Source organism: Tropicibacter oceani (assembly GCF_029958925.1).
Lineage (GTDB): Bacteria > Pseudomonadota > Alphaproteobacteria > Rhodobacterales > Rhodobacteraceae > Pacificoceanicola > Pacificoceanicola oceani.
The window spans coordinates 3288794-3314211 of sequence record NZ_CP124616.1 but is presented as its reverse complement, the minus strand read 5'-3'; the positions used below and the strand labels follow the sequence as shown (position 1 = coordinate 3314211).

The following is a 25418-nucleotide window of genomic DNA, read 5'->3' as shown; positions in this document are numbered from 1 at the left end:
ATTACAAGCGTTGCGTCGGGTCATATCGCCTGCAAACCGCGCATTTGATCAAACGTGCATCGTGGCGGACAGGAATCCGCGCAGCCGTTCCGATCGGGGTTGCCCGAACAGGGTGCCGGGGGGGCCTTCTTCCTCGATCAGGCCCTGGTGCAGGAACACCACGTGATCGCTGACATCGGCGGCCAGCTTCATGTCATGGGTGACGATCAGCATGGTGCGGCCTTCGTCGGCCAGCGCCTTGATGACGCGCACCACCTCTTGTTCCAGCTCGGGGTCCAGCGCGCTGGTGGGTTCGTCGAACAGCAGCGCCTCGGGCTCCATGCACAGGGCGCGGGCGATGGCGGCGCGCTGCTGCTGGCCGCCCGACAGCTGCGCCGGAAAGACATCGCATTTGTCGCCGATGCCGACCTTGTCCAGATAGCGCCGCGCCGCGTCCTCGACCTCGGCCCGGTCGCGGCCCAGGACCGTCACCGGCGCCTCCATGACGTTTTGCAAGATGGTCATGTGGGCCCACAGGTTGAATTGCTGAAAGACCATCGACAGGTTGGTTCGGATGCGCAGCACCTGCTTGCCATCGGCGGGGCGGCGGGAAAGGCCCTTGCCGTGCCATTTCACCGGCTCGCCCTTGAATTCGATCGCGCCCTGCTGGCTGTCTTCAAGCAGGTTGCAGCAGCGCAACAGCGTGGATTTCCCTGACCCTGAGGACCCGATCAGCGACACGACCTCGCCCTGGTGCGCCGTGATGTCGACCCCTTTGAGCACCTCAAGACTGCCATAGGCCTTGTGCAGGTTTCGGATTGCTATGACGGGGATGTCGGTCACGGGCCGCTGCCTTTTCGCTGTTGGCTGAATTGCGGCACAGGATGGCGCGAAAAGGCGGGCAATGGCAATCGGCAAATGCCCCTTTTTGACGGGGCGTCAGCCCGTCGCCAACAGATGCGCCGGGGTCGGCAGGTCCAGCATCAGGCGGGCCGGAAGTTGCACCAACCCGTTCAGGTTGATCTCCGCGCGGTGTTGGGCGGGCAAGGCGGCGATTGCATGGCTCAGGCCGGCGCGCACCGCGTCCACATCCTGCGCCGCGCCGCAGATATAGGGGGTCGCCGGGGTCGGCACCGTGCGGTCGATTTCCCGCAGGGTATCGGCGTGGTCGTCGTGGCGCTGGATCAGCCGCCAGCTGTGGGCGTCGATGCAGGCGATATCGGCCGCGCCATCGGCCACCATCGCGGCGGAAAACACTTGCCCGCCGCTTTCCCCGGTGATGTTCGGCGTGATCCCCATGGCCTGCGCGTGATCCCACAGCGCAAGATGGCCCGACTGGCTGTGATCCTGGTTGATCAAGGCCCGCGCCGACAGCAGCTGCGCCAGGCTGCGATCATCGTCGCGGCGCGCCACCAGGACCGAGTTGTAAAACCCCGCAGGACAGCCCGGCAGGTCGTAGTCGGGGTGCCCGACAACCTGCACCTTGCCGCTCAGCCGTAGCCGGTAGGGCAGGTTGCAGGTCTGGCCAAGGACCAGGTCGGGGTCTTCCCACCCCTCCCAGAGGCCGACCGTGCGGTTCAGCTGGTCCGGGCCGTATCCCAGATGCGCGCGCACCAGTGCCCAAAGCGCATCATTCGCGGCCCGGCATTCGGGCCGGTCGTACATCGGCAGTGCGGCAATCACGCCTTTTCCACCCTTTGACGGGCAAGGGCGCTGTCGCGGTCATTGATGCCCAAAAGGTTCGATACCAGCCGCAGCAGCGCGTCTTCTTCGGCCTCGCGCACGCCATCGGCCAGAACCACCTGCCACAGCGCTTCGATCACGCCAAGGCGGTCCTCGAAGGGCACGGCATCCTTGATGGCGCGGGTAAAGCGGACGGTGTCGGGGGCCTCGGCCTCGAGCGATTCGGCCTCGTTGCGCAGCTTGGTCGCCTCGAAGGGGGACAGGCCATAGCGGGCGCGCACGATGCGGTCGATGCGCGTCGCCTCGGTTTCGTCGTAAGAGCCATCGGCGCGCGCCACCCGGACCAGCAGGGCGGTCAGGGCAAGGCGGGCGTCGCTGTCATCCAATGGGACGGGTTGGGGCGCGGTCAGGCGCCTGATGAAATCACCGAACATGCAAGGTATCTAGGATCGCCTGTTGAGAATGGAAAGCGCTATGCGGGAAAACGTGATCAGGGGATGCTGGCGGCGGCGCGGGCGGCCTCGGAATCCTCGCGGTCGATGCCTAGGGTCTGTTCGACCAGTTCGACCAGCGCCTGTTCGCGTTCGTCATTCACACCGTCGGCCATGACCACCGCCCAAAGCGCCGCCACCTTTTCGCGGCGGTGTTCGTAATCCACCGCCTCGCGGATGCGCCGGGCCATGTCGGTGTCATCCTCGATGTGAAAAGCGAGCTTTTCGCAATCGGCCCGCATCTTGGCCGCCTCAAGCGGTTTGAGATTGTAGGCACGCGCCAAGATGTGGTCGATTTCCTCAACCTCTTCAAACAGATAGGCGCCATCGGCCATGGCAACCCGCACCAGCAGCGTTCCCAGCGCCAGTCGCGCATCCGGTTCCGGAAGCGGCTGTTTTTCCGGGGTCGGGTGGGTGAAGAAGTGTTTCAGTCGTTCCAGCATGCTGCTCTCTCCCTGCGCGGTCGGCCTGCGCGTTTTGATGCAGTGTGACGTGGCAATCCCTTGCGGGCAATAGCAACCCTAGAGCGCCGCAAAGCGTTTGGCGAGCGATTTGGCCGTCTCGTCCAGACCCCAGGGCGGGTTGATCACGAACATGCCCGACCCGACCATCCGGTGGCCGTCGCGTGCGGGGGGAAAATGGACCTCGCTGGTCAGCGCCTCGGGGTAGGCGGCCTGCAGGGCGCGGATCATCGGGCGGTGCTGGGGATCGGTCAGGATCGGATACCACAGCATGATGACGCCGACGTTCCATTTCCTTGTCAGATCGGCCAGGAACTTTGGCAGCCGGGCGTAGTCGTCCTTGATCTCCCAGCTGGGGTCGATCAGCATCAGGCCGCGGCGCGGCTCCGGCGGGCAAAGGCCCTGCGCCAGCTCAAATCCATCCTGTTGATAACGCTTGGTGTTTCGCGCCCATGCCGCCTTTTTCAAGGCGGCGTATTCCTGCGGGTGCAGTTCGGCCAGGTGCAGCCTGTCGGTGTCGCGCAGCAGTGCCTGCGCAATCAGCGGCGAGCCGGGATAGGCGGCATCCCCATGCGCCGCGCGCACCCTGGACAGCGCGCGCAGATAGGGGCTGTCCTTTGCAAACCAGTGCTGCACTTGGGAAATTCCCTGCGCCGCCTCGCCTGTCTTGAGCGCCTCGGCGCTGGTCAGATCGTAGAGGCCGCGCCCCGCGTGGGTTTCGATATAGGACAGCGGTTTGTCCTTGCGGGTCAGGTATTCCAGCGCCTCGGCCAGCAGGGCGTGTTTGTGAACATCGGCCAGATTCCCGGCGTGATAGGCGTGTTGATAGGACAGCATGAGGGCTGCTTACGGGGGGAGGGGGCGGCGCGCAAGGGGCGTGTTGGAACGGGCCTTTGGTACGAAACCCGCCCGGTTTGGTACGGATTGCAGGGCGGGGCGGGAAATGATCCGTGGTGGCGCGATTATTTCATCAACGGTTTGGCAGGATTGATGAAGACGCGAGGGGGTGGCGCATGGGATTGCTGTTCTGATACCGGGTGATCTTTGCCGGGGTCTGCCTGGGCGGTCGTTGTGATTGGAAACTAGGGCCAGTAGTCTTGGCCGACTTGGCGAAGCTCCCCAAATGGGAATTCTGTTGCCCGCAAATGATACACAGCCGTGCTTATGCCAAATATTTCGTATAACGCGAACGCAAGTTTTGCACATCCTGCATCCAAAGTCGCGAAACAGTTGGTTCCGGAGCACGTAACAATATGTTCAATGTCTCGCCATTGCGCGGCGCCACCTTGCAGACTTGAGTGTGCTCTCTCCTTTTGTATTCTCTTATCTTTTTGGAAACCTAACACGACCAAAATCATGCCAGCTACCCGGAGGCTTTCGTAACTCGCTATGCAGTGCGGTGGAAAGAACTGTGATAGTTCGGATTGGGCTACCGTATTGAGGCTTGATAAAATGCTCTTCACAATATTGGGTGGCCCAAAGTTGTTCAAATATAGAGGGCCAATCTTCTCAGCAGTCATTTCTTCGGCAGAGACAAGAAATCCAGCTTCTCGCCACTGCAATGGCATGTTGCGCGCTGCGTCTTCAGAAGGGCTCTGTTGCACAAATCGGCTGAACGCCGAGTTTCCCCTTTCCCCGGGCGGACTTATCCTACGACTTCCGTGACGGGCATGCCGAGCGCGGTGTAGCCGTTCAGGACGGCAATGCGGACCTGGAGTTCCGCGACCTGGCGGTCGAAGTCCCGCGCCATGAGCCGCTGGCCCAGCAACTTCATACAATGCATTTTTGTCTCGACGCGGCTTCGGCGGTGGTATCCGCTCCATCGTCGCCAGAGTGCGCGGCCCAGGTATTTCGCCGCGCGCAAGGCCTCGTTTCGCGCCACGGCTCCGGCGGTGATCGTCTTCCAGGGCTTCGCGTTTTTGCGGGGCGGGATGACGGCATGGGCGCCGCGATCTGCAATCGCATCGTGGCATTTGCGCGTGTCGTAGGCGCCATCAGCCGTGACGCTACCGATTTCCTGGTCCTGCGGGATTTGGTCGAGAAGGTCGGGTAGGATCGGCGCATCACCGATGTGGCTCCCGGTGATTTCGACGGCCCGAACCTCCAGCGTTTCCTCATCAATCCCCAAGTGGATCTTGCGCCAGACGCGGCGTTTAGGGCCGCCATGCTTGCGGGCGTGCCACTCGCCTTCGCCCTCGACCTTGATCCCGGTGCTGTCTATCAACAGGTGCAACGGCCCCTTGGAGCCGCGGTATGGGATGTTGACGGCCAAGGTCTTCTGGCGGCGAGATAGCGTGCTGAAGTCGGGCACCGTCCAGTTCAGACCGACCAGCTGCAGCAGGCTCTCGACGAACCCGGTCGTCTGCCGGAGCGCCATGCCGAACAGCACTTTCATCGAGAGGCACGTCTGTATGGCGGCGTCGCTATAGCTCTGCTGGCGGCCACGCCTGCCTGTCGGCACGGCATCCCAGATCATCTCAGGGTCGAACCAGATCGTCAGCGAGCCCCGGCGCTTGAGCGCTTCATTGTAGGCTGGCCAGTTTCTGGTCTTGTAGGTCGGGGGTATGGGTCTGCTCATGCATCCCAGCTACCACGCTGGATTCACGAGATGAATCCCTCACGCGATTTGTGCAACAGAGCCCTTCAGAAGCAAAAAAAAGCCGTTCTCTCAGGCCGTAAAGTCCGAATTCTTGCAAGTCAGTTTCAACCGGCTTCATCGTTTGCTCAACCGACCTTAGAAGGCTTTTTGACAAGTCCAGATCCGACTTTGTACCTGCGACCTTTCTAAATACATCGATTAAAAAATCTTCGGCGTACTTACCGCTTTCGCTCAAAGGTACCTCGTTCGCGTTCCAGCTATCTGGGCGGATGGCATTGGAATCAGTAGGCAGGCCGAGCACTACGGCTTCAACATCAATGAGGAGTTGTTCCTCACCTTCTGGTTTGCCGTTGCCGATTTCCGCAAAACATGTTGCCGAAGTGAAAACTTGAATTCTGTCGGACCCAAGCAATTGGGCCGATGGAGAATTGGGGTGTTTCCTAGCGTTGCTGATAAAGTTCGTGTCAATCGCTAAGCTGATAGGGGCAATATCATTCACACCAACCGCGACACCTCTTTCGCCGCCCGGACAAAGTCGCGGAACAGCGGGTGGGGGGCGAAGGGTTTTGATTTCAGTTCCGGGTGGAATTGCACGCCGATGAACCACGGGTGGTCGGGCCATTCGACGATTTCGGGCAGGGAGCCATCGGGCGACATGCCGGAGAAACGCATGCCGGCCTCTTCCAGCGCCTTGCGGTACTTGATGTCGACCTCGTAGCGGTGGCGGTGGCGTTCGTCGATGGCGCAGGTGCCATAGACCTCGGCCACCTTCGATCCGGGCGTGAGCACCGCGTCATAGCTGCCCAGGCGCATGGTGCCGCCCTTGGCGTCGGTGACCTTGCGCGACACTTTTTCGTTGCCCTGCACCCATTCCTTGAGGTGGTAAACCACGGGCTCGAAACGCTTTTCCCCGGCTTCGTGGTCGAATTCCTCGGACCCCGCCTTGGCCATGCCGGCGACGTTGCGGGCGGCTTCGATCACGGCCATCTGCATGCCAAGGCAGATGCCAAGGTAGGGGATCTTGTGTTCGCGGGCGTATTGCGCGGCCTTGATCTTGCCCTCAGTGCCGCGTTCGCCAAAGCCGCCGGGCACCAGGATGGCGTCGAATTTTTCAAGGTGGGGGGCCGGGTCCTCGCGTTCGAAAATCTCGGCGTCGACCCATTCGACGTTGACCTTGACGCGGTTGGCCATGCCGCCGTGGGTCAGGGCCTCGGCGATGGATTTGTAGGCGTCTTCAAGCTGGACATATTTGCCGACGATGGCGACGGTGACCTCGCCCTCGGGGTTGTGGACGCGGTCGCTGACGTCCTCCCATTTGTCGAGGTTGGGTTTGGGGGCGGGGGTGATGCCAAAGGCATCCAGAACCGCCTGATCCATGCCTTCGCGGTGATAGGCCAGCGGGGCGTCGTAGATCGTGGACAGGTCCTGCGCGGCGATCACGGCGTCGGGGCGCACGTTGCAGAACAGCGCCAGCTTTTCGCGTTCCTTTTCGGGGATCGGCCCTTCGGAGCGGCAGACAAGGATGTCAGGGGCCAGACCGATCGAGCGCAGCTCTTTGACGGAGTGCTGGGTCGGCTTGGTTTTCAGCTCTCCGCTGGCCTTGATGTAGGGCAGCAGCGTCAGGTGCATGAAGATGCACTGGCCGCGCGGCTTGTCCTGGGAAAACTGGCGGATCGCCTCGAAGAAGGGCAGGCCTTCGATATCGCCGACAGTGCCGCCGATCTCGCACAGCATGAAATCGACCTCGTCTTCGCCGATCTTGATGAAGTCCTTGATTTCATTGGTGACGTGGGGGATCACCTGGATCGTCTTGCCCAGGTAGTCGCCGCGCCGTTCCTTTTCCAGAACGTTGGTATAGATGCGGCCGGAACTGATGGAATCGGTCTGGCGCGCGGGCACGCCGGTAAAGCGTTCGTAATGGCCAAGGTCGAGGTCGGTTTCGGCGCCGTCATCGGTGACGAACACCTCGCCGTGTTCAAAGGGCGACATGGTGCCGGGATCGACGTTCAGATAGGGGTCCAGCTTGCGCAGGCGTACGGAAAAGCCGCGGGCCTGAAGCAGCGCGCCAAGGGCGGCCGAGGCAAGCCCCTTGCCAAGCGAAGAAACAACACCGCCGGTGATGAAGATAAAGCGTGCCATGTGCGGAGCCCCGTGAAACTGAGTGCAATTGGTGGTCACCCGCTGGCCCGAGGGACAGCAGCATCACGGGATTTGACCAATAGAGGATTCGGACGAGTTTGTCCAGCGGACCGCAAGATGCTGTTGCGGTCCGTGGGGAATGTTCAAGGTTTGGTGTGGCTTAGTCCGCGCGCGGGACCAGCGGGGCGTCGGTGTCGGCGCCCGAGGGCGGCGGCAGAAGGCCGTCGGTTTCCAGCGGCGCCGGGGCGTCGGTGGTTTCGGCCGCAGGGGCCGGGCCATCGCCGATCCGGTCAAGGATCGAAGCGCCCGAGGCATTGCGCGCCGAGATGATGGTCAGCGAAATCGAGGTGATGATGAAGGCGATCGCGAGGATCCAGGTCACCTTGCCCATGGCGGTTGCCGCGGAACGCTGGCTCATGGCGCCGCCACCGCCACCCATGCCAAGGCCGCCGCCTTCGGAGCGCTGAAGCAGCACAACCCCGATCAGGCCGAGGGACAGCAGAAGATGGACAATGAGGATGACGTTTTCCATGGGGCGCGGGCCTATCGTTCGGGTTTGCGGGTATGTAGGCGCAAAGCGTCGCCTGTGCAACCCGGCTTTCGCCCCTGACGCCGGGTTTGGCAGGCGCGCAAAAGCGCCCATGGTGAGCGGCGTTCAGGCGGGGCGTAGTCCGGTGTCAGTCTTCCACATCGTCCATGTCGACCTGACCCGACAGCTTGCGCCTAATGATCGACCACGACAGCCCGACGCCCAGCACCAGCGACAGGGCAAGGATGCCGACCCATGTCATCAGCTTGGGGTTGGACAGGTCGAACAGGCCAAGGTCGATCAGCACCCACAGGATCGCGCCGACCAGCGCCAGCACGAGGATCATGCCAAAACCGCCGATCGAACGCAGCGTGGCGCGCAGGTAGATGACATAGCCGACCAGCAAGATCAGCCCGAACAGCACCGCCAGCGGCAATTGCGCCTGCCAGTTGGTCATGGCCCAGCGGGTGAAATTATAGGGCGTCGGGTTGTAGGTGGCGGTCAAAAGGATCAGGGCGAACAGCCAGCGTAGCAGGAAACTCATGGAAACTCCGGTCTTGGGGTGCGCCCTGTTTAGCGCATCATGGCGCGCTGGCCAGCCCCCTGGCGCTGCATCAGGGCGCGGGTCAGGGTTTCGCCGCCGCGCTGCACGTCTTCGTGGTGCATCAGCGTAAAGCCAAGCGCCGCAAAGGGGCCTTGGGCGGCAAGGCTGGCGTGGGTGGTCAGGGCGGGCATTTTCTGGGCCTCGGCCTCTTGGATCAGCATGTTCAGCAACGCGCGGAAATGGCCGCGCCCGCGGGCCTGCGGCAAGATAAAGGCCAGATCGACATAACCATCGGCGCGCAGGCTGGCGAACCCCAGCGGGCCCGTCTTTGTTTCGGCCAGGGCGACGCGCTGCGCGGCAAGGCGGTTCTGCCAGTCCGGTCCAACAGGCGGTTGCAGCGCCCAGACGGCGCGTTGCGCTTGGGTATAGGGGCTGGGCTCGGCGTGAATAGCCTGGAACATCACTTGTCCAAGCGCGTCATAATCGCCCGAATTGGCCCAACGATACATTTTGCCCCTCATCTGCGCGACGCTTTGGTGATTTTGAGGTTTCACGCGCCTGTCCCCGGTTATATAGGGAGCCGGGTTTGAGGTCATCACCGAAAGGTTCGAGATATGGCAAATGTGGTCGTCGTGGGCGCCCAGTGGGGCGACGAAGGCAAAGGCAAGATCGTCGATTGGCTGTCCAGCCGCGCCGATGTGATCTGCCGCTTTCAGGGCGGGCACAATGCGGGCCATACCCTTGTGGTCGATGGCAAGGTCTACAAACTGCACGCGCTGCCCAGCGGCGTGGTGCGCCCCGGCAAGCTGTCGGTGATTGGCAACGGCGTGGTGCTGGACCCCTGGCACCTGCTGAAAGAGATCGAGACGATCCGCGCGCAGGGCGTTGAAATCACGCCCGAAACGCTGATGATCGCGGAAAACACGCCGCTGATCCTGCCGATCCACGGCGAATTGGACCGGGCGCGCGAAGAGGCCGCCAGCAAGGGCACCAAGATCGGCACCACCGGGCGCGGCATCGGCCCCGCCTACGAGGACAAGGTCGGCCGCCGCGCCGTGCGCGTTGCGGACCTGGCCGACGCGGCGACGCTGGAGGCGCGGGTGGACCGCGCGCTGATGCACCACGATCCGCTGCGCAAGGGTCTGGGCATCGAGGCGGTGGACCGCGATGCGCTGATTGCGCAGCTGCGCGAGATCGCTCCGAAAATCCTGGAATATGCCGGTCCGGTCTGGAAGGTGCTGAACGAAAAGCGCCGCGCCGGCAAGCGGATCCTGTTCGAAGGCGCGCAGGGCGCGCTGCTGGACATCGATTTTGGCACCTATCCTTTCGTGACCTCGTCCAACGTGATCGCGGGGCAGGCGGCGACCGGCACCGGCATCGGCCCGGGGGCGATCGATTTCGTGCTGGGCATCGTCAAGGCCTATACCACCCGCGTCGGTGAAGGGCCGTTCCCGTCCGAGCTGTTCGACGCGGATGGCGAGATGCTGGGCAAGCGCGGCCATGAATTCGGCACCACCACGGGGCGCAAGCGGCGCTGCGGCTGGTTCGACGCGGTGCTGGTGCGCCAGACCTGCGCGACCTCGGGCGTCAACGGCATTTCGCTGACCAAGCTGGACGTGCTGGACGGGTTCGAAACGCTGAAGATCTGCACCGGCTACGAGCTGGACGGCAAGGTTCTGGACTATCTGCCCTTTGCCGCCGATGAGCAGGCGCGCTGCAAGCCGATCTACGAAGAGATGGAAGGCTGGAGCGAGTCGACCGAAGGAGCGCGCAGCTGGGCCGACCTGCCGGGCGCCGCGATCAAATACGTGCGCCGGGTCGAAGAGTTGATCGGCTGCCCTGTCGCGCTATTGTCCACGTCACCCGAGCGGGATGACACGATCCTTGTGACGGACCCGTTCGAGGACTGACCGGAAAGGGGGCGCGGATGGCGCTGAGTTATAAAGCGAAAAAGCGCTGGTCGCTGATTGTGCTACTGATCGGACTGCCGGTTTACGTGGTGGTGGCGGTGACGCTGGCCGATTGGCTGCGCCGGGTGCTGGAAACGCCGCCGATGATCCTGGAACTGGTAGTGTTCGTGGTGCTGGGGTTCTTGTGGATGCTGCCGCTACGCTCGGTCTTTCTGGGTGTTGGCCAGCCGGACCCGGACGAAAAGGAGTGACGCCGTGCGGCGCTGTTTCCCCTGACGGGGAAAGGCGCCCCGCCCACCGTCCCATCTGGTTTGTACTGCAAACGGCGCCCCGAGACGGGCGCCGTTTGTCTTTGTGCCTCAGTCCGAGGGGCAGGCGTAGGGCCGCGTCTGGAAGGCGATCGGCCACATGAAATCGAGCGAGACATAGCCATCGCCAAGTGCTGTGGAAAAACCGTTGCAATCTTGCGTGGTCGTGCCGGTGCCGATGTAGTGGTCGGACAGGGTTCCCACCGGCACGGTGAAGGGAAAGAAGTTCCCGGTTTGCGGATTGATCGAGGCCGAGGCGTGACAGGTGTGGCACGAGGTGCTGTCGGTGATCCAGCCGCTGGGGTCGTCGTGGTCGGGGTAGCCCGCGAAATCCTCCATCATCGTGTGGCCCAGGATCACCGGCGTCTTGCCGTCGGCGTTCACGGTAAAGCGGATCTGAGTGCCGTTGGGCGAGTAGTTTTCATAGCCGATGCCCGCGATGCCGCCCTGTTCGAGCACGCGCGCCACCATGTCCGCCCCGATTGGCGCGTTCTGGTTCATGAAGGCGTCGCGGACATGGGCCACGCCCAGACCGTTGGTGAATTCATAGGTTGTCCAGAACCAGCTGGGGTCCTCGCTGAAAAACGGATCGGCCGGCAGCGGGCGCATCTTGGCCATGATGTGGATGCCCGCCCACCAGTAATCGCCCGAGGCAAAGCGGAACACCATCGCGCCCTCGGGGGCGGGGGTGCGGGCGTTGACCTTGACCCATTTGATCTTGGTCTCGATCGTGCCGATGGGCATGTCGACCTGTGCGCCGCTGCGCACATGGGCCAGCACCCCGGCATAGGTATTCAGGCCCTTGCCGGTGAGATAGTCATAGCTGATGGCGTTTCGGGTGACTTCCTCGCCGCCGGCGTTGGGCGCGCCCTCGGCCGTGGTGCTGGCGATCTTGCCGGCCAGTTCGTCCTTTGGGGTGATGAACTGCGGGTCGTCGCGCGGGGTCGGGGCATAGGTGAATGCGGGCGTTTCGGTAAAGGTTTCGGGATCGGTGGCCCAGGCCATCCAGACCGGGACCGTGCCGGTGTCGATGTCGACGCGTTTGCCTTCGGCGGCGATCTGCTGGTTGACGCGGGCGAACCAGAGCCAGGCGACAAGCTGGCGCTGTTGCAGGTCGTCGCCAAAGGCCATGTCGGCATAGGCGGCGGCAAACTCGGCGTCGCTCATGCTCAGCCAGTCGTCGTCGATGGATTGGGCAAGGGCAGGCAGCGACAAAAGCGCGGTAGAGATCAGCCCGAGGGCTGTCTGACGCAGGGGAAGGGCCATGACGAATATCCTTTGAATGAAACGCCCCAAAACGGGCAATTGCAATAAAAATACAACCAAAAGGATAGTCCGGCGGGCTTTGTGCTGTCAAAGGAAAAGCCCGCCCCGATGGATCGGGACGGGCCTTGTGGTCTGGTCCGGCGCGGCGCGGTTACCCGGCGGCGCGGTCCGGTTTGAAGCTGATCCGGTCCGAGGCGGTAAAGCGTCCGCCGCTGGTCTTCTCGATCTTGCCCTCGCGCAGCAGCTGTCCAAAGCTGCGCAACCGGTCCTCTCGGCTGGATTCGCGGTCTTCGGCCTGGCGCACCGTCGACATCAGCTGCGGCCTGGAGAATTGGTCGCGCCCTTCGACAAAGGACATGTAGGCGGCCGCTGCTTCGAGCAGGTCGGACAGCTCGGAGGCGCCGACGCTTTCGGCGTAGGCCGCGAAATCGCCGCCATCGACAGGCGCCTCGGGGGCTGCGACCTGGCGCGGGGTCGGCGCTTCGGCGTGGTCGCGGCCGACACGGCGCGGACGCACCGGCGTGACCGGCTGCGCCGGGGCGGCGGGCTGGTCCTCGACCCGCTGTTCGGCCACCAGCTTCAGCGGCGCGGGGCGCGCTGCCGGGGCTTCGGCCGGACGGTCCGTGCGCGGGGTGCCCGCCTGCGGACGGCGCGGACGCACCACGGCAGACAGGTCCTCGCGGTAGCTTTCCATCTCTTCTTCGGCCTGGGCGGATTTGCGGCCCAGCAGCTTGTCGGCCTTGGTCGCGGCGACAGCGGCACGCAGATGTGCGATGGCGCTGCGGCGGCGGTTGCCTTCCGGTTCTTCCAGCTCTTCGTTGGTCTGGTCGAGAATGCGCGAGGTGTCGTTGTCCTCGACCTTTTGTTCGGTCAGCATGGCGCGGGCCGGGCTGGACATCTTGACCGCCTTGCGCACCCCTTCGACGGCCGAGCGGATGTGATCCTCGGTCTTGTCGGTGACGGCATCCTGGCGGGCGGCGTCCTGATCGTCGTCAAGGTCCGAGGCATCGCCCCAACCGGCGCGCGGCTTGGCCACGGGGTTGTCCAGACGCAGCGGCGCGGCGGGGGCCTGTGCGGCGGCGGGGGTGTCATCCCAGTCGTCGTCATCATCCCAATCGTCGTCGTCATCGTCCCAGCCGGTGTCCATCGGGGCGGGCTTGGCCGGCTCGCTCAGGCGCTGGGGCGCCTTGGCTTCGGGGGCCTTGGCCACGATCTCTTCGTCGTCAAAGGCATAGTCCTCGTCGTCCTCGTCCTCATCGTCCCAGGCGGTCGGGGCCGGTTCGGCCTTGGCCGTCTGCGCGCGCGGGGCGGGGGTGTCCTGAACGTCGTCGTCAAAGCCCAGGTCGTCATCGTCCCAATCGTCATCGTCGAAATCGCCGGCAAGCTCGGCCTTTACGGCGGCCAGTTCGCGGGCCAGTTCGTCCTCTTCCTCGGCGCTCAGGCTGCTGCTTGCGGCACCGGGCACGGCGGGCACGGCGGCGCTGGCCTTGTCCTCTTCGTCGTCGATTTCCTCAAGCTGGCCTGCGGCCACGGCCTGTTCGAAGGCGGCGCGCTTGACCTTGATCACGCGGGCGCGCAGCGGGGCGGGGCGGGTTGCGGGCTGGGCCGGGGGCGGCGGCGGTGTCTGTTCGGCCAAGGGGGCGGTTGCCGCGTCCTCGCCGATGTCGTCCTCGTCCTCGTCGTCGAAGTCCCAGTTGTCCGCTTTGGCCGCGGTCTGCGCCGGAAGATCGTCTCCGGCGTCCTCGTCCCAGGCGGCAAAGGCGTTGTCGTCTTCGGCCTCGGAAGGGGCGGTCGCGGCGGCGACCAGATCGGTCAGGTCCGCGTCATCGTCTTCGTCGTCCTGCTGGTCGGCGAACAGACCGGCAACGGTGCTGTCGATATCGGCGGTTGCGGCGTCTTCCAGGTCGTCCTCGATGAAATCCAGGCTGTCGTCGCCGGTTTCGGTGCCCTGAAGCGATCCCAGGATGGCGTCAAGGCCGGTGTCGTCCTCGTCGTCAAGATCGTCCTCGAGGAAGGCGTCGCTGTCGTCCTGGGCGCTGGGCGCCTCGGCGACAACGGCGCGAATCCGGTCCAGCTTGGCCGCCACAGAGGCCGGGTCGGCCTGGCGCGGAGCAGGCGCGCCAAGGGCCGGTTCGACCGCCTGTGCACCCGTATCGGGCAGCAGGGCGTCCAGGCTGAAGTCGGCGCCGGCCTCGGGGGTATCCCCGGTCGTCAGCTCGGCGGCGCTGTCTGCGGCCATGTCGGCCAGCAGCGAAGGATCAAGCGCCAGCGCGCTGTCCGCCGTCGCATCCGGGGCCTGCGCGGGTGCAGAGACCGTGGCAGCGGTCGGGGCAGGCTGTTGGATGGGGGCGGATTGTGCGGCGTCGGCTGCGGCTTGCGCCTGGGCTTCGGCCTGCGCTTGCGCGGCGGCTTTTGCCTCGGCCTCGGCGGCGGCGGCCTCGATGGTATCGTCATCGGGCAGGGTGGCGGCGGCGCGTGCGGGGCCTGCGGACAGGGCGGCGGTCAGGGCACCGGACGATGCGGCACCGGCGGCGATCGCCGGACGCAGGGTCAGCTTGCCATCGCGGGATTCGGCCGCGATCTGCTGGCGCATCAATTCGCCCGCCAGTTCGGGATCGAACTGCGGTGGCTCGGCCCCGAAAAAGCGGTCCTCGCCGACGACGCCGCGGAAGAAATGGGTCGTCTCCTTGACGACGGCCAGCGGATCTTCGAAACCTTCCGCGGTGCAAGAGAATGTCCCATAAGAGACTGTCAGGATCTTGCTCGAACTCACCATTGTGCTGCTCACTTTCATTCGTTCTGCAACAGAGTGTTTACCACGCTGTCCAAGACCAAAGCTGACCGAATCTGTGCCCTGCAGGGTATCATTTCGTGACTTGATTGTGGTCTGTTTCCTAAATTGCCATTAATTCGCCATGGAAAACGAGATTGTTCACGCCTCCGGGCCCGTTCTACTGGTTGGCGGCGGCGAATGCACGGATAGCGTGCTGAAACGCGCCGCGGCGCAAGCGTCCCGGATCGTCGCGGCGGATGGCGGGGCCGTGCCCCTGCTGGCCGCGGGGGTGATTCCGGACGCAGTGATCGGCGACATGGATTCGCTGGACGCGGCGATGGCCGCGCGGATTCCGGCAGGGCGCATCCACCGGATTGGTGAACAGAACAGCACCGATTTTGATAAATGTCTTCGCAATATCCGCGCGCCGCTGGTGCTGGCGCATGGCTTTCTGGGCGGGCGGGTCGACCATCAGCTGGCGGCGATGACGGTGCTTTGTGCCCGTGCCGACCGGCGCTGTGTGCTGATCGGGCGCGAGGACGTGATCGTTCTGGCGCCGCCCGACCTGGCGCTGGACCTGCCGATCGGCAGCAGGCTGTCGCTGTATCCGATGGGGGCGGTCTCTGGCCGCTCCGAAGGGCTGCGCTGGCCGATCGACGGCATCGCGATGCGCCCGGATGGCCGGACCGGCACCTCGAACGAAGTGACAGGCGCGGTGCGGCTGCAGATGGATGCGCCGCGGATGCTGCTTATCCTGCCGGTGGCGCAGCTTGCGGCGCTGATGGCGGGGTTGGCGGCCGCGCCCGGTGGCTGGCCCGCTCGCGCATGACGACATAAAGCCCCGAGGCGATGGTGATGGCGATCCCCAGCGCCGCCAGCGGGCCGGGAAGATCGCTGAACAGCGCCCAGCCGATCAGTGTGGCCATGGGGATTTCTAGGTATTGCATCGGCGCCAGGGTCGAGGCGGGCGCATAACGCAGCGACCATGTCATCAGCAGGTGGGCCAACGTGCCCGCCGCGCCCATGGCGGCGATCAGCGTCCATCCGGTCGGGCTGGGCGGGGTCCAGGCCAGCGCCGGGGTGCCAGGCAGCAGCGCCATCGCGGGCACCAGGATGGCCAGGGCGATCAGGGCCGACACCGCCTGCATGCCGATCGGGTCGGTCTGCGCCGCGATGCGCCTTGTGACCAGCATGAAGGCGGCAAAGATGAAGGCGACGGCCAGCGGCAACAGGGCCGGCGCGCCGACGGTGTCAAAGGCGGGCTGGATGACCAGCAGGGTGCCGACAAAGCCCACAGCGCAGGCGGCAAGACGGCGCCAGCCGACCTCTTCACCGAGGATATAATGGCCCATCAGCAGAAGGATGAAAGGCATGACATAGGCAATGGCGATGGCCTCGGCCAGCGGCAGGTACAGCAGCGAGACAAAGACCGTGGCGATGCCCGCGATGTGGAGCAAGGTGCGCAGAGTGACCAGCAGCGCGATGGTGCGGTCCATCCGCATCGGGCGGCGGGTGGCGATGGCAAAGGGCACAAGGATCACGGCCTGAAAAGCAAAGCGCAGGGTCACCAACTGGCCCACGCCCATGTGCGGCCCCAGCAGCTTGGCCAGGGCGTCGGCCAGCGGCGCCAGGGCGCAAAAGCCCAGCATCAGGGCGATGCCGAAAAGGGGGCGGTCCTTGTCCATCGCGTCAGGCTAGGCCGGTGCCGCCCGCCGGACAAGCCTGCTGAGGCCGAGGGGCGCTCAGACCGGGGGTTTGGGCGCGCGGGCCTCGCGTTCCAGGCGGCGTTCGCGCTGGATGATATAAAGCCCCGAGCCGACGATGATGGCGATCCCGACCCAGGTCAGCGGCGTGGGGAAATCGGCAAAGGCCAGGTAGCCGATGACCGTCGCCCCGACGATTTCAAGGTATTGCAGCGGCGCGATGATCCCGGCGGGGGCAAGGCGCAGGGCCTTGGTCAGCATCAGGTGCGACAGGGTGGCGATCACGCCAAGGCCCAGCAGGGTCCAGACGGCCTTGCCCTGCGGCATGATGGGATCGAACAGGGCGTTTCCGGTGCCATTCATCAGCGCCAGCGGCGGCAGGATCATCAGGCTGGCGGCCAGGGCGGTGTGAGCCTGCAACACGATCGGGTTGAGCCGCTGGCTCATGGCGCGGGTCAACAACATGTAGATGGCAAACAGCATCGCGGTGCCCAGCGGCAAAAAGGCGACCGGCCCAAGATCGGAAAAGCTGGGCCGGATGACCAGAAGTGCCCCGCCAAATCCGACAGCCGAGGCGGCCACACGGCGCCAGCCGATCGGCTCGCCCAGAAAAACCGCCCCCAATAGGGTCAGAATGAACGGTTCGACAAAGAAGATCGCGATGGCGTCGGCGATGGGCATGTAGCGCAGCGCGGTAAAGAAACAGCCCGTGGCCGCCAAAAGCGCAAAGGCGCGGGCCGTGTGCAGCCCCAGATCGTTGCGCGACAGCATCAGCGGAAGGCCCATCAGCAGCGCAACGGGATAAAGCAGGACAACCTGGATGGAAAAGCGCGCGGCCAGAACCTGCGGGATCGGGACCTCGTGCGGGGTGGCCTTGGCCAGCGCGTCCATGCCCGGGGCAAGGATGCAAAAGGCCAGCATGAAGGCGATGCCAAGCGTGGTCTGGGTCTGCGGCTGGGTCATCGCTCGTGGTTTCCAAAAAGGGGGCTCGCTGTGCGGGCCGTGTCGCAATTGAGTATTTGTGCCAAGAAGAGTTTGAAATGGCTCATGGCTTCTTCTTGGTCCAAATACTCAGATTCCCGGGCTCGGGGCAAACGGGCCGGTTGGTTGTCCGGGGGCTAGGGCAGGATGGAAAGCCAGACCCAGGCGGTCAATACGGAAAGGGCGGTGGCAAAGAGCACGCTGGAGGCCGCGACGCGGCGGGCGCGGCCGTAGATGTTGGCAAAGACATAGGTGTTGATCCCCGGCGCCATGGCCGCCGTCAGCACCGCCGAGCGGAAGGCCTGGGTGGACAGGCCGGTCAGGCTGCCCAGCGTCCAGGTGATCGCCGGGTGCAGGATCAGAGAGATCGCGCAGATATAGGCGATCACGCGCCCGTCGCCTTGCGGTTTGTAGCGGCACAGCACGCCGCCCATGCCGAACAGCGCCGCCGGAAGCGCCGCGCGGATCATCATGTCAAGCGCGTCGGTCACCGTGCCGGGCAGGGTGATGTCGGTCACATTGGCCAGCGCGCCCAGCCCGATGCCGATCACCAGCGCGTTGCGGAACATCGCGCGCAGCACCTTGGCGGGCAACTGCCGGGCCGGGGCGCCCTTGGCCCGTACGATCTCCATCGCGGTGATGCCGATGCCGTAGCAAAAGGGCGAGTGCACGGCGACGATGACATAGTTCGCCTGCAGTGCGTCCACCCCATAGGCGCGTTCGGTGATGGCAAGGCCGATCATCACCGAGTTGGCGAAGAGGCAACAAAAGCCGATGGCGACGGCGTCCTCCCAGTCGCGGTCGAACAGCAGGCGGGCGCCCAGCAGGCCGGCGATGAAGCAGGTCAGCGAGCCGGTATAGAAAGACACCAGCAGCCAGGGGTTGAAGTCGGGACCAAGGTCAAGCGTCCAGATCGCGCGGAACAGCAGGCAGGGGATGGCGAAGCTTTGGGTAAAGCTCATCAGCCCGTCGACGGCGCTGTCCGAGAACCAGCCTTTCCAGACCGCGCCGTAGCCGGCGCCGATGACAAGGAAGACGGGAAGGATGACGTCAAGAAGTGCCTGCATGGGACCTGGCCTGTCGAGTTGGCGGCGAGCCTGCGTTTGTTGCGGCGCAGGGTTGGGGGCGGGGCGGAGGCGCCCCGGGGTCAGAGGGTCCGGCCGTGGAGGGCGGGGGAGCCTCCGGCGGGGATATTTACGGCACAAAGAAGCCCGGGCGCGGCGCGCCGCATCGGGCCCGGGGTGGCGTGATCAAAGCGCATGGCGCAGGATCATGCCGTCGTAGGCCGGGACAACGTGCTCGGGGGTTTCGTCGAGCACGGTCTGGTAGTCGAGGTCGATGTGCATGTTGGTCAGCACGGCGGTTTTCGGTTTCGCCCGCGCGATCCATTCCAGCGCCAGGTCAAGGTGGGCGTGGGTCGGGTGCGGGGTGCGGCGCAGGGCGTCGAGGATCCAGCAATCGAGGTCTTGCAGGTGGGTCCAGGCGGTTTCGGGAATGCTGGCGACATCGGGCAGGTAGGCCAGATCGCCGATGCGGAAACCCAAGGCCTCGATGCTGCCGTGGTTGACCTCGAAGGGGGTCAGGGAGATCGCACCGCCCGCGCCGTGGATGGAAAAGGGGCCGTCGATGGTGTGCAGGTTCAGGATTGGCGGGTAGGGCGAGCCCTGCGGCTGGGCGAAGGCGTAGCCAAAGCGCGAGAGCAGTTCGTTCTGCGTATCGCCATCGGCCCAGACGTTCAGGCGTTGGCGCGTGTTGAAGACGATCTGGCGCAGGTCGTCGAGCCCGTGCACGTGGTCGGCGTGGCTGTGGGTCCAGGCGACGCCGTCCAGCGTGCCGACCCCGGCGTCGATCAGCTGGGCACGCATGTCGGGGCCGGTGTCGATCAGCACGCGGGTCACGCCCTGCGCGGTTTCACGTTCGACCAGCAGCGAACAGCGGCGCCGGATGTTGCGCGGGTTGTCCGGGTCGCAATCCCCCCAGTGGCCGCCCAGGCGCGGCACGCCGCCGGAGGAGCCGCAGCCAAGGATGGTAAAGCGCAGTTCGGCGGTCATTCCGGGCTCCGGATTGCGGCCTTGGGGAAAAGGCGTTGGAAATTGGCCTCGGTCGCGGCGGCGAAATCCTCGTAGGACAGGCCAAAGAGTTCGGCCCCGACCTTGGCGGTGTTCACCACATAGGCCGGTTCGTTCCGTTTGCCACGGTTGGGCGGCGGGGCAAGATAGGGGCTGTCGGTTTCGACAAGGATGCGGTCCAGCGGCGCGGCGGCAAAGATGTCGCGCAGTTCCTGCGACTTGGGGAAGGCGGCGATGCCGGACATCGACAGGTAAAAGCCAAGGTCAAGCGCCGCGCGGGCGAGTTCGGCCGAGGAGGAGAAGCAGTGCATCACGCAGCTGTAGGGCTGGGCGCGGTAGCCTTCGGCCAGGATGCGGGCCATGTCATCGTCGGCGGCGCGGGCGTGGATGATCAGCGGCAGGCCGGTGTCCTGCGCGGCCTCGATATGGATGCGCAGGCTGTCCTTTTGGATCTGCGCGCTGTCGGCGGTGTAGTGATAGTCCAGCCCGGTTTCGCCGATGCCGACCATCTTGGGGTGGCGGGACTCGTCGATCAGATCGCGGGCCGAGATCAGCGGCTGGTCCGCCGCGCTCATCGGGTGGATGCCGTAGGCGTAGAACACCGGGTCGTTGGCCTCGGCGATGGCGCGCACGGCAGCAAGGTTTTTCGGCCTGGTGCAGATGGTGACCATGCGGTGCACGCCCGCGTCCAGCGCGCGCTGGATGACCTGCGGGCGTTCGTCGTCGAAATCGGGAAAATCGAGATGGCAGTGGCTGTCGGTGATCTGGGTCATGTGGCGTCCTTTGATCCCTTGGGAGGTATCGGGGGGCGCGGGGCGGGTCAAGTCAGGGCGGCCCTTGCGCCGGGTGGGCCGGGTTCAGCGCGGTTTGAAGGTCAGCGGGATGGCAAAGTGATAACTGCTGTCGGTCAGGACCTTGGGGGCGCGCGGAAAGCGGGCGCGCCTTGCGGTGTCCAGCGCGGCCTTGTCGAGCGCCGCGCTGCCCGACGAGCGGGTGATTTTGGCGGCGCGCAGGCTGCCCCCCGGTGAAATCGAAAGCTGGAGCCTGACGACGCCCTGATCGGCGGTGCCGCGCGGATAGCGATGGGCGCGTTCAAGGGCGCGGCGCACCTGGGCCTGCCATTTGGCCTGGGCATCGCGCAGGGCCGATTTGCCCGGCCCGGCGGCGGCTTTGGGTTTGGGCGCGGGCGGCGCGGCGGTTTCCCCGCCACCGCTGCCCGAGGCCCGCCGCGCGGGGCTGGGCGTCGAGGGTTTCGGTTTGGCCTGGGCCTTGGGCTTTGCGCTGGCCTGGGCGGCCGGTTTGCTGGCCGGGCGGGGCCTAGGCGGGATCATCAGGGTGTCAGGGCGCGGCGCGGGGCGGCGCGAGGTGGCCACCGCCATGGGCGAGGCGGCGCTGACCGTGTCGATCTGCGGCAGGGCTTCGGTGCGGGCCGGGGCCTGCGGCGGTTGCGGCATGGCCGGGGCCTGAGGCGCCGCGGGGCGCGCGGCCAGGGTGACAGTGCTGTCCGGGCTTTGAAGGGCTTTCGGCGCAATCGGGGCGTCATCGTGCAGGCCGGGCGGCGCGGGCAGGCGCGTGTCAAAGACCGGGGGCTGATCCGCCGCGCCCGGGGCGGCCATCCGGGGGGGCAAGGCGGCGGGCCGGGGGGGCTGCGCTTCGGGCGCGGGGGCGGTGAGGGTGGCGGTTTGGTCGGCCGGGGCGGTCAGGTCCGGGGCCTGGGCTGTGTCGGGCGCGGCCTCCCACCGGGCCACGAGGTCGGACAGGTGTTCGGGGGCGGCCTGCATGCTGAAGGCGGCCTGCCCGCCCGCGCCGCCCTGTGCGCCGCCGGGCAGGCCCGTCAGGGCAAGCGCGGCCACGTGCAGGCCGCCGGCAAGGGTCAGGAAGGTCAGGCCCTGAAGCAGTTTCATGGCGCGGCCTCGAGCGTGACGAGGGTGATGTCGGTCGCGCCAAGCGCCGCAAGGTCGCGTAGCAACGTGGCAAGGGTTTCGCCGCTGGCGCGCTGGTCGGCGTGCAGGCGGATGGGGCCGGCGGTATGGGCGGCGGTCAGCGCCTCGGGGCCGCGGGCGGGGCCAAAGGCGATGTCACCTGTTTGCGACAGGAACAGCGGCTGGCCCGGCGCTGGGTCATCGCCGCTGCTGGCGCTGGGCAGCTCTAGCGGAAAGGGATCGGGCGGGGTGATCTGCGCGGTCATCAGAAAGAAGATGAGCAGCAGGAAGACCACGTTGATCATCGGCACGATGGGTTCGGACCGGGTGGCGCGCGGGGTGGTGGGGCGCAGGAAGGGGCGACGGCGCATCGGGCTATTCCACCACGGCGAGGTTGGTCATGCCGGCGGCGCGCAGGGCGGTCAGCGTGTCGACAAGGCGCTGGACATCGGCGCCGTCCCGGCTGCGCAGGATGATGGTGTCGGTGGGGTCTTTCATCAGCGGGGCAAGGGCAGCGGGCAGGTCGGTCACGGGTTGGCCGTTCAGCAGGGTCTGGTCGGGGCGCAGGGTGATCAGGCGCGGCGGGCCTTGCCATGCCTCGCCGCCACTGCCTGCCAGATGCAAAGGCTGCGCCAGCGGCGCGCCGAACCGGGCGGCCAGCATGAAGAAGACCAGCAGCAAGAAGACGACGTCGATCATCGGCGTGAGCGAGGGGCGGCGTCGCTGGGGTCTGGTTGGCAGGTCGAGCATGGTTGGCGGGTCTTGGTGTTTGGGGCGGCCGGGGGAGCCTCCGGCGGGGATATTTGGGGCAATTGGAAGCGGGGTGGCGGGGTCAGGCGGCGCGGGTGTTTTCGGCGGGCAGGGGCAGGGTGAAAAGCCGGGTGGCGAGGTCTTCGAGATCGTGGGCGAGGCTGTCCGAGAGGCTGTCGAACCACGACAGGCCGATCGAGGCGGGAATGGCGACGCCCATGCCGGCGGCGGTGGTCAGGAGCGCCTCCCAGATGCCGCCGGCGAGGGCGGCGGGATCGGCGCGGTTGCCGGTTTCCTGCAGCGCCTGAAAGGCGTCGATCATGCCCAGCACGGTGCCCAGAAGGCCGATCAGCGGGGCGATGGTGACGACCAGATCAAGCGCGCGCAGACCGGTGCGGGTTTCCTGCAAGGCGGCGCGGGCGTGGCGGGCGGCCTCGTCCCTGGCGTCGAGGTCGGGCAGGGTCAGGCGGGCCTGCATGGCGGCGTGCAGGGTGCGGGCGCGCAGGCCGGGGCGGTTTGCCAGCAGCGATGTGGCGCTGCCAGTGTCGCCTTTGGCCCAGAGGCTCAGCGCCTCTTCGGCGCGCGAGCGGCGCCAGAGGCCGAGGCGCCAGAGCGTCCAGAGTTTCCACAGGATCAGGGCAAGGGTCAGGACCGACAGCGCGGCGATGGCCCAGAGGGCCGGGCCGCCACGGTTCAGGAACTCGGTGATCTGGGTCAGCATGGTGGCTCCTTCTTTTTCGGGACCTCGGCGATGATCCGGGCGATGGCGTCCAGCCCTGCGGTCAGGGCGGCGGGGCCGGGGGCAAGGATCAGCGGGGACTTTATCTCGTGAATCTGGCCGGTTTGCACGGCGGGAATGGCGTCCCAGCCGGGGCGGGCGGCGATCCGCGCAGGGCTGACCTTTTTCCCGCACCACGAGGCGAGGATGATGTCGGGCCGGGCGTCGATGACCTGCCCGGGGGTGACGATGCGATCGCTGGCTTTGGGTTTGGTCGCGAGGTCGGCAAAGATGTCCTGCCCGCCCGCGATGGCGATCAGTTCGGAGGCCCAGCCGATGCCCGAGATCAGCGGATCATCCCATTCCTCGAACCAGACGCGCGGCGGCGTGGCGGGGGCGGCGGCGCGCAGCCCTGCCTTGCGGGTGTTGAATTCCGTGATCATCTGCTGTGCGCGATCACTGGCTTCGGTCAGGCGGCCAAGGGTGTCGATCATCCGCAGGATGCCCGCGACGTCGCGCTGGTTGAAGGCGAGCACCTCGACGCCGGCGCGGATCAGGTCGGCGGCGATCTCGGCCTGCAGGTCCGAAAAGGTCAGGACCAGATCGGGGTTCAGGGCCAGGATCTTGCCGGTGTCGGCCGAGGTGAAGGCGCCGACGCGGGGCTTTTCGCGGCGCACGCGCGGGGGGCGGACGGCATAGCCGGTGACGCCCGCGATGCGGTGCTCTTGCCCCAGCAGGTAGAGGGTTTCGACCGTTTCGGCGGTCAGGCAGACGATGCGCTGCGGGCCGGTCATGGCAGACGCTCGAGCGGTTGCAGCAGCGGGCCTTCGGGGGTGTCGTGGATGCGCGCGCGCAGGTGGAAGGTTTGGGCGAGGTGGTCCGGCGTCAGGACCTGGGCGGGCGGGCCGTCGGCCCTGATCCGGCCGCGGTCGAGCAGGATCAGCCGGGTGCAATAGCGCGCGGCCAGCGACAGGTCGTGCAGTGACAGCAGCACGCCGCGCCCTTCGGCGGCGAGGCTATGCAGGACTTCGAGCGTGGCCAGTTGTGCGGCGGGATCGAGGCCCGCGATGGGTTCGTCAGCCATCAGCAGGGGCGTGTCCTGCGCCAGCGCGCGGGCGATCAGGACGCGGGCCTGTTCGCCCCCCGAAAGCGCGGTCGCGGGGCGGCTGCGAAAACTGTCAAGGCCCATGCGGGTCAGGGCACGGTCGATGGCGGCGCTGTCCTGCGCGGTGGCCTGGCGGCCGTGTGGCAGACGGCCGAGGGCGACGAGGGATTGCACGGTGATGGGCCAGGCGATCCTGCGGTCCTGCGGGATCCAGGCGGCCTGCCTCGCGCGTTGGTTGGCGGGAAGAGCAGCAAGAGAGGAGGCGCCCTGATGCGCCAGCAGGCCGAGCGCGGCGCGCATCAGGGTCGTCTTGCCCGCGCCATTGGGGCCGATCAGGCCGACACATTCGCCCGCCTGAAGGGTCAGCGAGACGTCGTCGATCACCGGGCATTCGCCGCGTCTGACGGTCAGGTTCCGCAGGCTCAGCAGGGTCATCCCATTTCCCTTCTGGTCTTGTAGATCAGGTGCAGGAACAGCGGCGCGCCGACCAGCGCCATGAGCACGCCGAGTTTCAGGTCGCGGTCCGGCAGGATCAGCCGGGTGGCGATGTCGGCGGCCAGCACCATGGCCGCGCCGCCAAGCGCCGAGGCAGGCAGCAGTTTCGACGGGTGATGGCCAGTCAAAGGGCGCAGAAGGTGCGGCACCACAAGGCCGACAAATCCCACGGCCCCGGCAACGGCGGTGGCGGCGCCCACGGCGGCAGCGGTGCCGATCAGAAGGCGCATGCGCAGCGAGGCCAGCGACAGGCCCATGGATTGCGCGGCGTCCTCGCCCAGGGTCAGCGCGTCAAGGCCGCGGCGCAGGGTCATCAGCAGGGCAAGCCCGGCCAGGATCAGCGGCGCGGCAAGGATGACATGGGCCATGGAGCGGTCAGCGACCGAGCCCATCATCCAGAAGATGATCTCGGACGCGGCATAGGGGTTTGGCGACAGGTTCAGCGTCAGCGAGGTCAGCGCGCCCGCAAGCGCCGAGATGGCGATGCCCGCAAGGATAAGGGTCAGCGAAGTGCCGCGCGGTCCGGCCAGCAGCACGATCAGGGTGACGGCGGCAAAGGCAAAGGTGAGCGCGGCAAGCGGCAGCGCGAGGGCAAAGGCAGCGGCCAGCCCGGTTTGCAGGGCGATCACCGCGCCAAGGGCGGCAGAGGCGGAGACGCCGATCAGCCCCGGTTCGGCCAGCGGGTTGCGCAGGTAACCTTGCATCGCCGCGCCGGACAGGCCAAGCGCGGCGCCGACAAGCAGCGCCAGCAGGGCGCGCGGCAGGCGGATTTCCTGCATCACCATCTGGTAAAGAGGATCGCCCCGGCCTGCGAGGCCCTTGAGGGCGGTGGCCATGGGGATCGGGCTGTAGCCGATCAGCAGGGAAGCAAGGAAGAGGGCGGCGGTGAGTGCCGCGAGGCTGAGCAGGAGCTTCATCGGCGGCCCCCCCATGGGGTTTGCGCCGCGCGGGGCGCGTCGCCGTGGGTTGGGGGCTCTGCCCCCGCCGCTGACG

28 protein-coding genes are annotated in these 25418 nt (G+C 66.1%); 3 read left to right on the top strand and 25 right to left on the bottom strand.

Annotated features, from left to right (window positions below; all coding sequences use genetic code 11):
- Positions 1 to 48 precede the first annotated feature (48 nt).
- From QF118_RS15880 to QF118_RS15830, 11 genes are all read right to left on the bottom strand, one after another.
- Positions 49 to 822 (bottom strand): ABC transporter ATP-binding protein, encoded by a 774-nt coding sequence (locus QF118_RS15880; protein WP_282300026.1) that lies wholly within the window; start codon positions 820 to 822, stop codon positions 49 to 51.
- A 96-nt stretch (positions 823 to 918) separates the two neighbouring features.
- Complete coding sequence (locus tag QF118_RS15875; protein ID WP_282300025.1) at positions 919 to 1662, bottom strand: phosphate/phosphite/phosphonate ABC transporter substrate-binding protein; 744 nt, start codon at positions 1660 to 1662, stop codon at positions 919 to 921.
- Entirely contained in the window at positions 1659 to 2096 is a 438-nt protein-coding gene (locus tag QF118_RS15870) for a tellurite resistance TerB family protein (RefSeq protein ID WP_282300024.1), read from the bottom strand. The genes QF118_RS15875 and QF118_RS15870 overlap by 4 nt, the downstream gene beginning before the upstream one ends.
- Before the next feature lie 56 nt (positions 2097 to 2152).
- On the bottom strand, positions 2153 to 2596 hold the full coding sequence (locus QF118_RS15865; RefSeq protein WP_282300023.1) for a tellurite resistance TerB family protein: 444 nt from the start codon (positions 2594 to 2596) through the stop codon (positions 2153 to 2155).
- A gap of 78 nt (positions 2597 to 2674) precedes the next feature.
- Entirely contained in the window at positions 2675 to 3451 is a 777-nt protein-coding gene (locus QF118_RS15860; RefSeq protein WP_282300022.1) for a 23S rRNA (adenine(2030)-N(6))-methyltransferase RlmJ, read from the bottom strand.
- A gap of 808 nt (positions 3452 to 4259) precedes the next feature.
- Positions 4260 to 5192, bottom strand: coding sequence for an IS5 family transposase (locus tag QF118_RS15855; RefSeq protein ID WP_282299042.1), 933 nt, complete (start codon positions 5190 to 5192; stop codon positions 4260 to 4262).
- Positions 5137 to 5712, bottom strand: a complete 576-nt coding sequence (locus tag QF118_RS15850) for a hypothetical protein (protein ID WP_282300021.1) — start codon at positions 5710 to 5712, stop codon at positions 5137 to 5139. Before QF118_RS15850 ends, QF118_RS15855 begins: the two co-directional genes overlap by 56 nt.
- On the bottom strand, positions 5709 to 7352 hold the full coding sequence (locus QF118_RS15845; RefSeq protein WP_282300020.1) for a CTP synthase: 1644 nt from the start codon (positions 7350 to 7352) through the stop codon (positions 5709 to 5711). The genes QF118_RS15850 and QF118_RS15845 overlap by 4 nt, the downstream gene beginning before the upstream one ends.
- A 160-nt stretch (positions 7353 to 7512) precedes the next feature.
- On the bottom strand, positions 7513 to 7884 hold the full coding sequence (secG, locus tag QF118_RS15840) for a preprotein translocase subunit SecG (RefSeq protein ID WP_282300019.1): 372 nt from the start codon (positions 7882 to 7884) through the stop codon (positions 7513 to 7515).
- Positions 7885 to 8029: 145 nt separating this feature from the next.
- The gene (locus QF118_RS15835) at positions 8030 to 8425 is read right to left on the bottom strand and encodes a DUF6524 family protein (RefSeq protein WP_282300018.1); all 396 of its coding nucleotides are present in this window, start codon (positions 8423 to 8425) and stop codon (positions 8030 to 8032) included.
- 29 nt (positions 8426 to 8454) lie between these two features.
- Entirely contained in the window at positions 8455 to 8934 is a 480-nt protein-coding gene (locus QF118_RS15830; RefSeq protein ID WP_282300017.1) for a GNAT family N-acetyltransferase, read from the bottom strand.
- A 105-nt stretch (positions 8935 to 9039) separates the two neighbouring features.
- Between QF118_RS15830 and QF118_RS15825 the strand changes: the two genes are divergently transcribed.
- Entirely contained in the window at positions 9040 to 10335 is a 1296-nt protein-coding gene (locus QF118_RS15825) for an adenylosuccinate synthase (protein ID WP_282300016.1), read from the top strand.
- A gap of 17 nt (positions 10336 to 10352) precedes the next feature.
- The gene (locus QF118_RS15820; protein ID WP_282300015.1) at positions 10353 to 10586 is read left to right on the top strand and encodes a DUF2842 domain-containing protein; all 234 of its coding nucleotides are present in this window, start codon (positions 10353 to 10355) and stop codon (positions 10584 to 10586) included.
- Positions 10587 to 10694: 108 nt separating this feature from the next.
- Here the strand turns inward: QF118_RS15820 and QF118_RS15815 are convergent, their stop codons facing one another.
- Entirely contained in the window at positions 10695 to 11909 is a 1215-nt protein-coding gene (locus QF118_RS15815) for a hypothetical protein (protein ID WP_282300014.1), read from the bottom strand.
- A gap of 151 nt (positions 11910 to 12060) precedes the next feature.
- Positions 12061 to 14703, bottom strand: a complete 2643-nt coding sequence (locus QF118_RS15810) for a hypothetical protein (RefSeq protein WP_282300013.1) — start codon at positions 14701 to 14703, stop codon at positions 12061 to 12063.
- Between the two features lie 121 nt (positions 14704 to 14824).
- Between QF118_RS15810 and QF118_RS15805 the strand changes: the two genes are divergently transcribed.
- A complete protein-coding gene (locus QF118_RS15805) occupies positions 14825 to 15511 on the top strand; it encodes a thiamine diphosphokinase (RefSeq protein ID WP_282300012.1) in 687 nt (228 codons plus the stop codon).
- On the opposite strand, the gene QF118_RS15800 is transcribed toward QF118_RS15805, so the two are convergent.
- The 12 genes from QF118_RS15800 to QF118_RS15745 all read right to left on the bottom strand — a co-directional run bounded on the left by QF118_RS15800 (position 15432) and on the right by QF118_RS15745 (position 25342).
- Entirely contained in the window at positions 15432 to 16367 is a 936-nt protein-coding gene (locus QF118_RS15800) for a DMT family transporter (RefSeq protein WP_282300011.1), read from the bottom strand. The two genes, QF118_RS15805 and QF118_RS15800, sit on opposite strands and share 80 nt — an antisense overlap.
- A gap of 57 nt (positions 16368 to 16424) precedes the next feature.
- Entirely contained in the window at positions 16425 to 17348 is a 924-nt protein-coding gene (locus QF118_RS15795; RefSeq protein ID WP_282300010.1) for a DMT family transporter, read from the bottom strand.
- Between the two features lie 155 nt (positions 17349 to 17503).
- Positions 17504 to 18433 carry an AEC family transporter gene (locus tag QF118_RS15790; RefSeq protein WP_282300009.1) on the bottom strand — a complete coding sequence of 310 codons (930 nt, stop codon included), beginning with the start codon at positions 18431 to 18433 and terminating at the stop codon, positions 17504 to 17506.
- Positions 18434 to 18616: 183 nt separating this feature from the next.
- Positions 18617 to 19417 (bottom strand): MBL fold metallo-hydrolase, encoded by an 801-nt coding sequence (locus QF118_RS15785; protein WP_282300008.1) that lies wholly within the window; start codon positions 19415 to 19417, stop codon positions 18617 to 18619.
- Positions 19414 to 20208: a TatD family hydrolase gene (locus tag QF118_RS15780; RefSeq protein ID WP_282300007.1), complete on the bottom strand. Its 795-nt coding sequence runs from the start codon at positions 20206 to 20208 to the stop codon at positions 19414 to 19416. Before QF118_RS15780 ends, QF118_RS15785 begins: the two co-directional genes overlap by 4 nt.
- A gap of 84 nt (positions 20209 to 20292) precedes the next feature.
- Positions 20293 to 21339, bottom strand: a complete 1047-nt coding sequence (locus QF118_RS15775; RefSeq protein ID WP_282300006.1) for a TonB family protein — start codon at positions 21337 to 21339, stop codon at positions 20293 to 20295.
- Entirely contained in the window at positions 21336 to 21728 is a 393-nt protein-coding gene (locus QF118_RS15770) for an ExbD/TolR family protein (protein ID WP_282300005.1), read from the bottom strand. Before QF118_RS15770 ends, QF118_RS15775 begins: the two co-directional genes overlap by 4 nt.
- 4 nt (positions 21729 to 21732) lie before the next feature.
- Complete coding sequence (locus QF118_RS15765) at positions 21733 to 22107, bottom strand: ExbD/TolR family protein (protein WP_282300004.1); 375 nt, start codon at positions 22105 to 22107, stop codon at positions 21733 to 21735.
- A gap of 82 nt (positions 22108 to 22189) precedes the next feature.
- A complete protein-coding gene (locus tag QF118_RS15760; protein WP_282300003.1) occupies positions 22190 to 22828 on the bottom strand; it encodes a MotA/TolQ/ExbB proton channel family protein in 639 nt (212 codons plus the stop codon).
- On the bottom strand, positions 22822 to 23619 hold the full coding sequence (locus QF118_RS15755) for a cobalamin-binding protein (RefSeq protein WP_282300002.1): 798 nt from the start codon (positions 23617 to 23619) through the stop codon (positions 22822 to 22824). The genes QF118_RS15760 and QF118_RS15755 overlap by 7 nt, the downstream gene beginning before the upstream one ends.
- A complete protein-coding gene (locus QF118_RS15750) occupies positions 23616 to 24365 on the bottom strand; it encodes an ABC transporter ATP-binding protein (RefSeq protein WP_282300001.1) in 750 nt (249 codons plus the stop codon). The genes QF118_RS15755 and QF118_RS15750 overlap by 4 nt, the downstream gene beginning before the upstream one ends.
- The gene (locus tag QF118_RS15745; protein WP_282300000.1) at positions 24362 to 25342 is read right to left on the bottom strand and encodes a FecCD family ABC transporter permease; all 981 of its coding nucleotides are present in this window, start codon (positions 25340 to 25342) and stop codon (positions 24362 to 24364) included. Before QF118_RS15745 ends, QF118_RS15750 begins: the two co-directional genes overlap by 4 nt.
- Positions 25343 to 25418 lie beyond the last annotated feature (76 nt).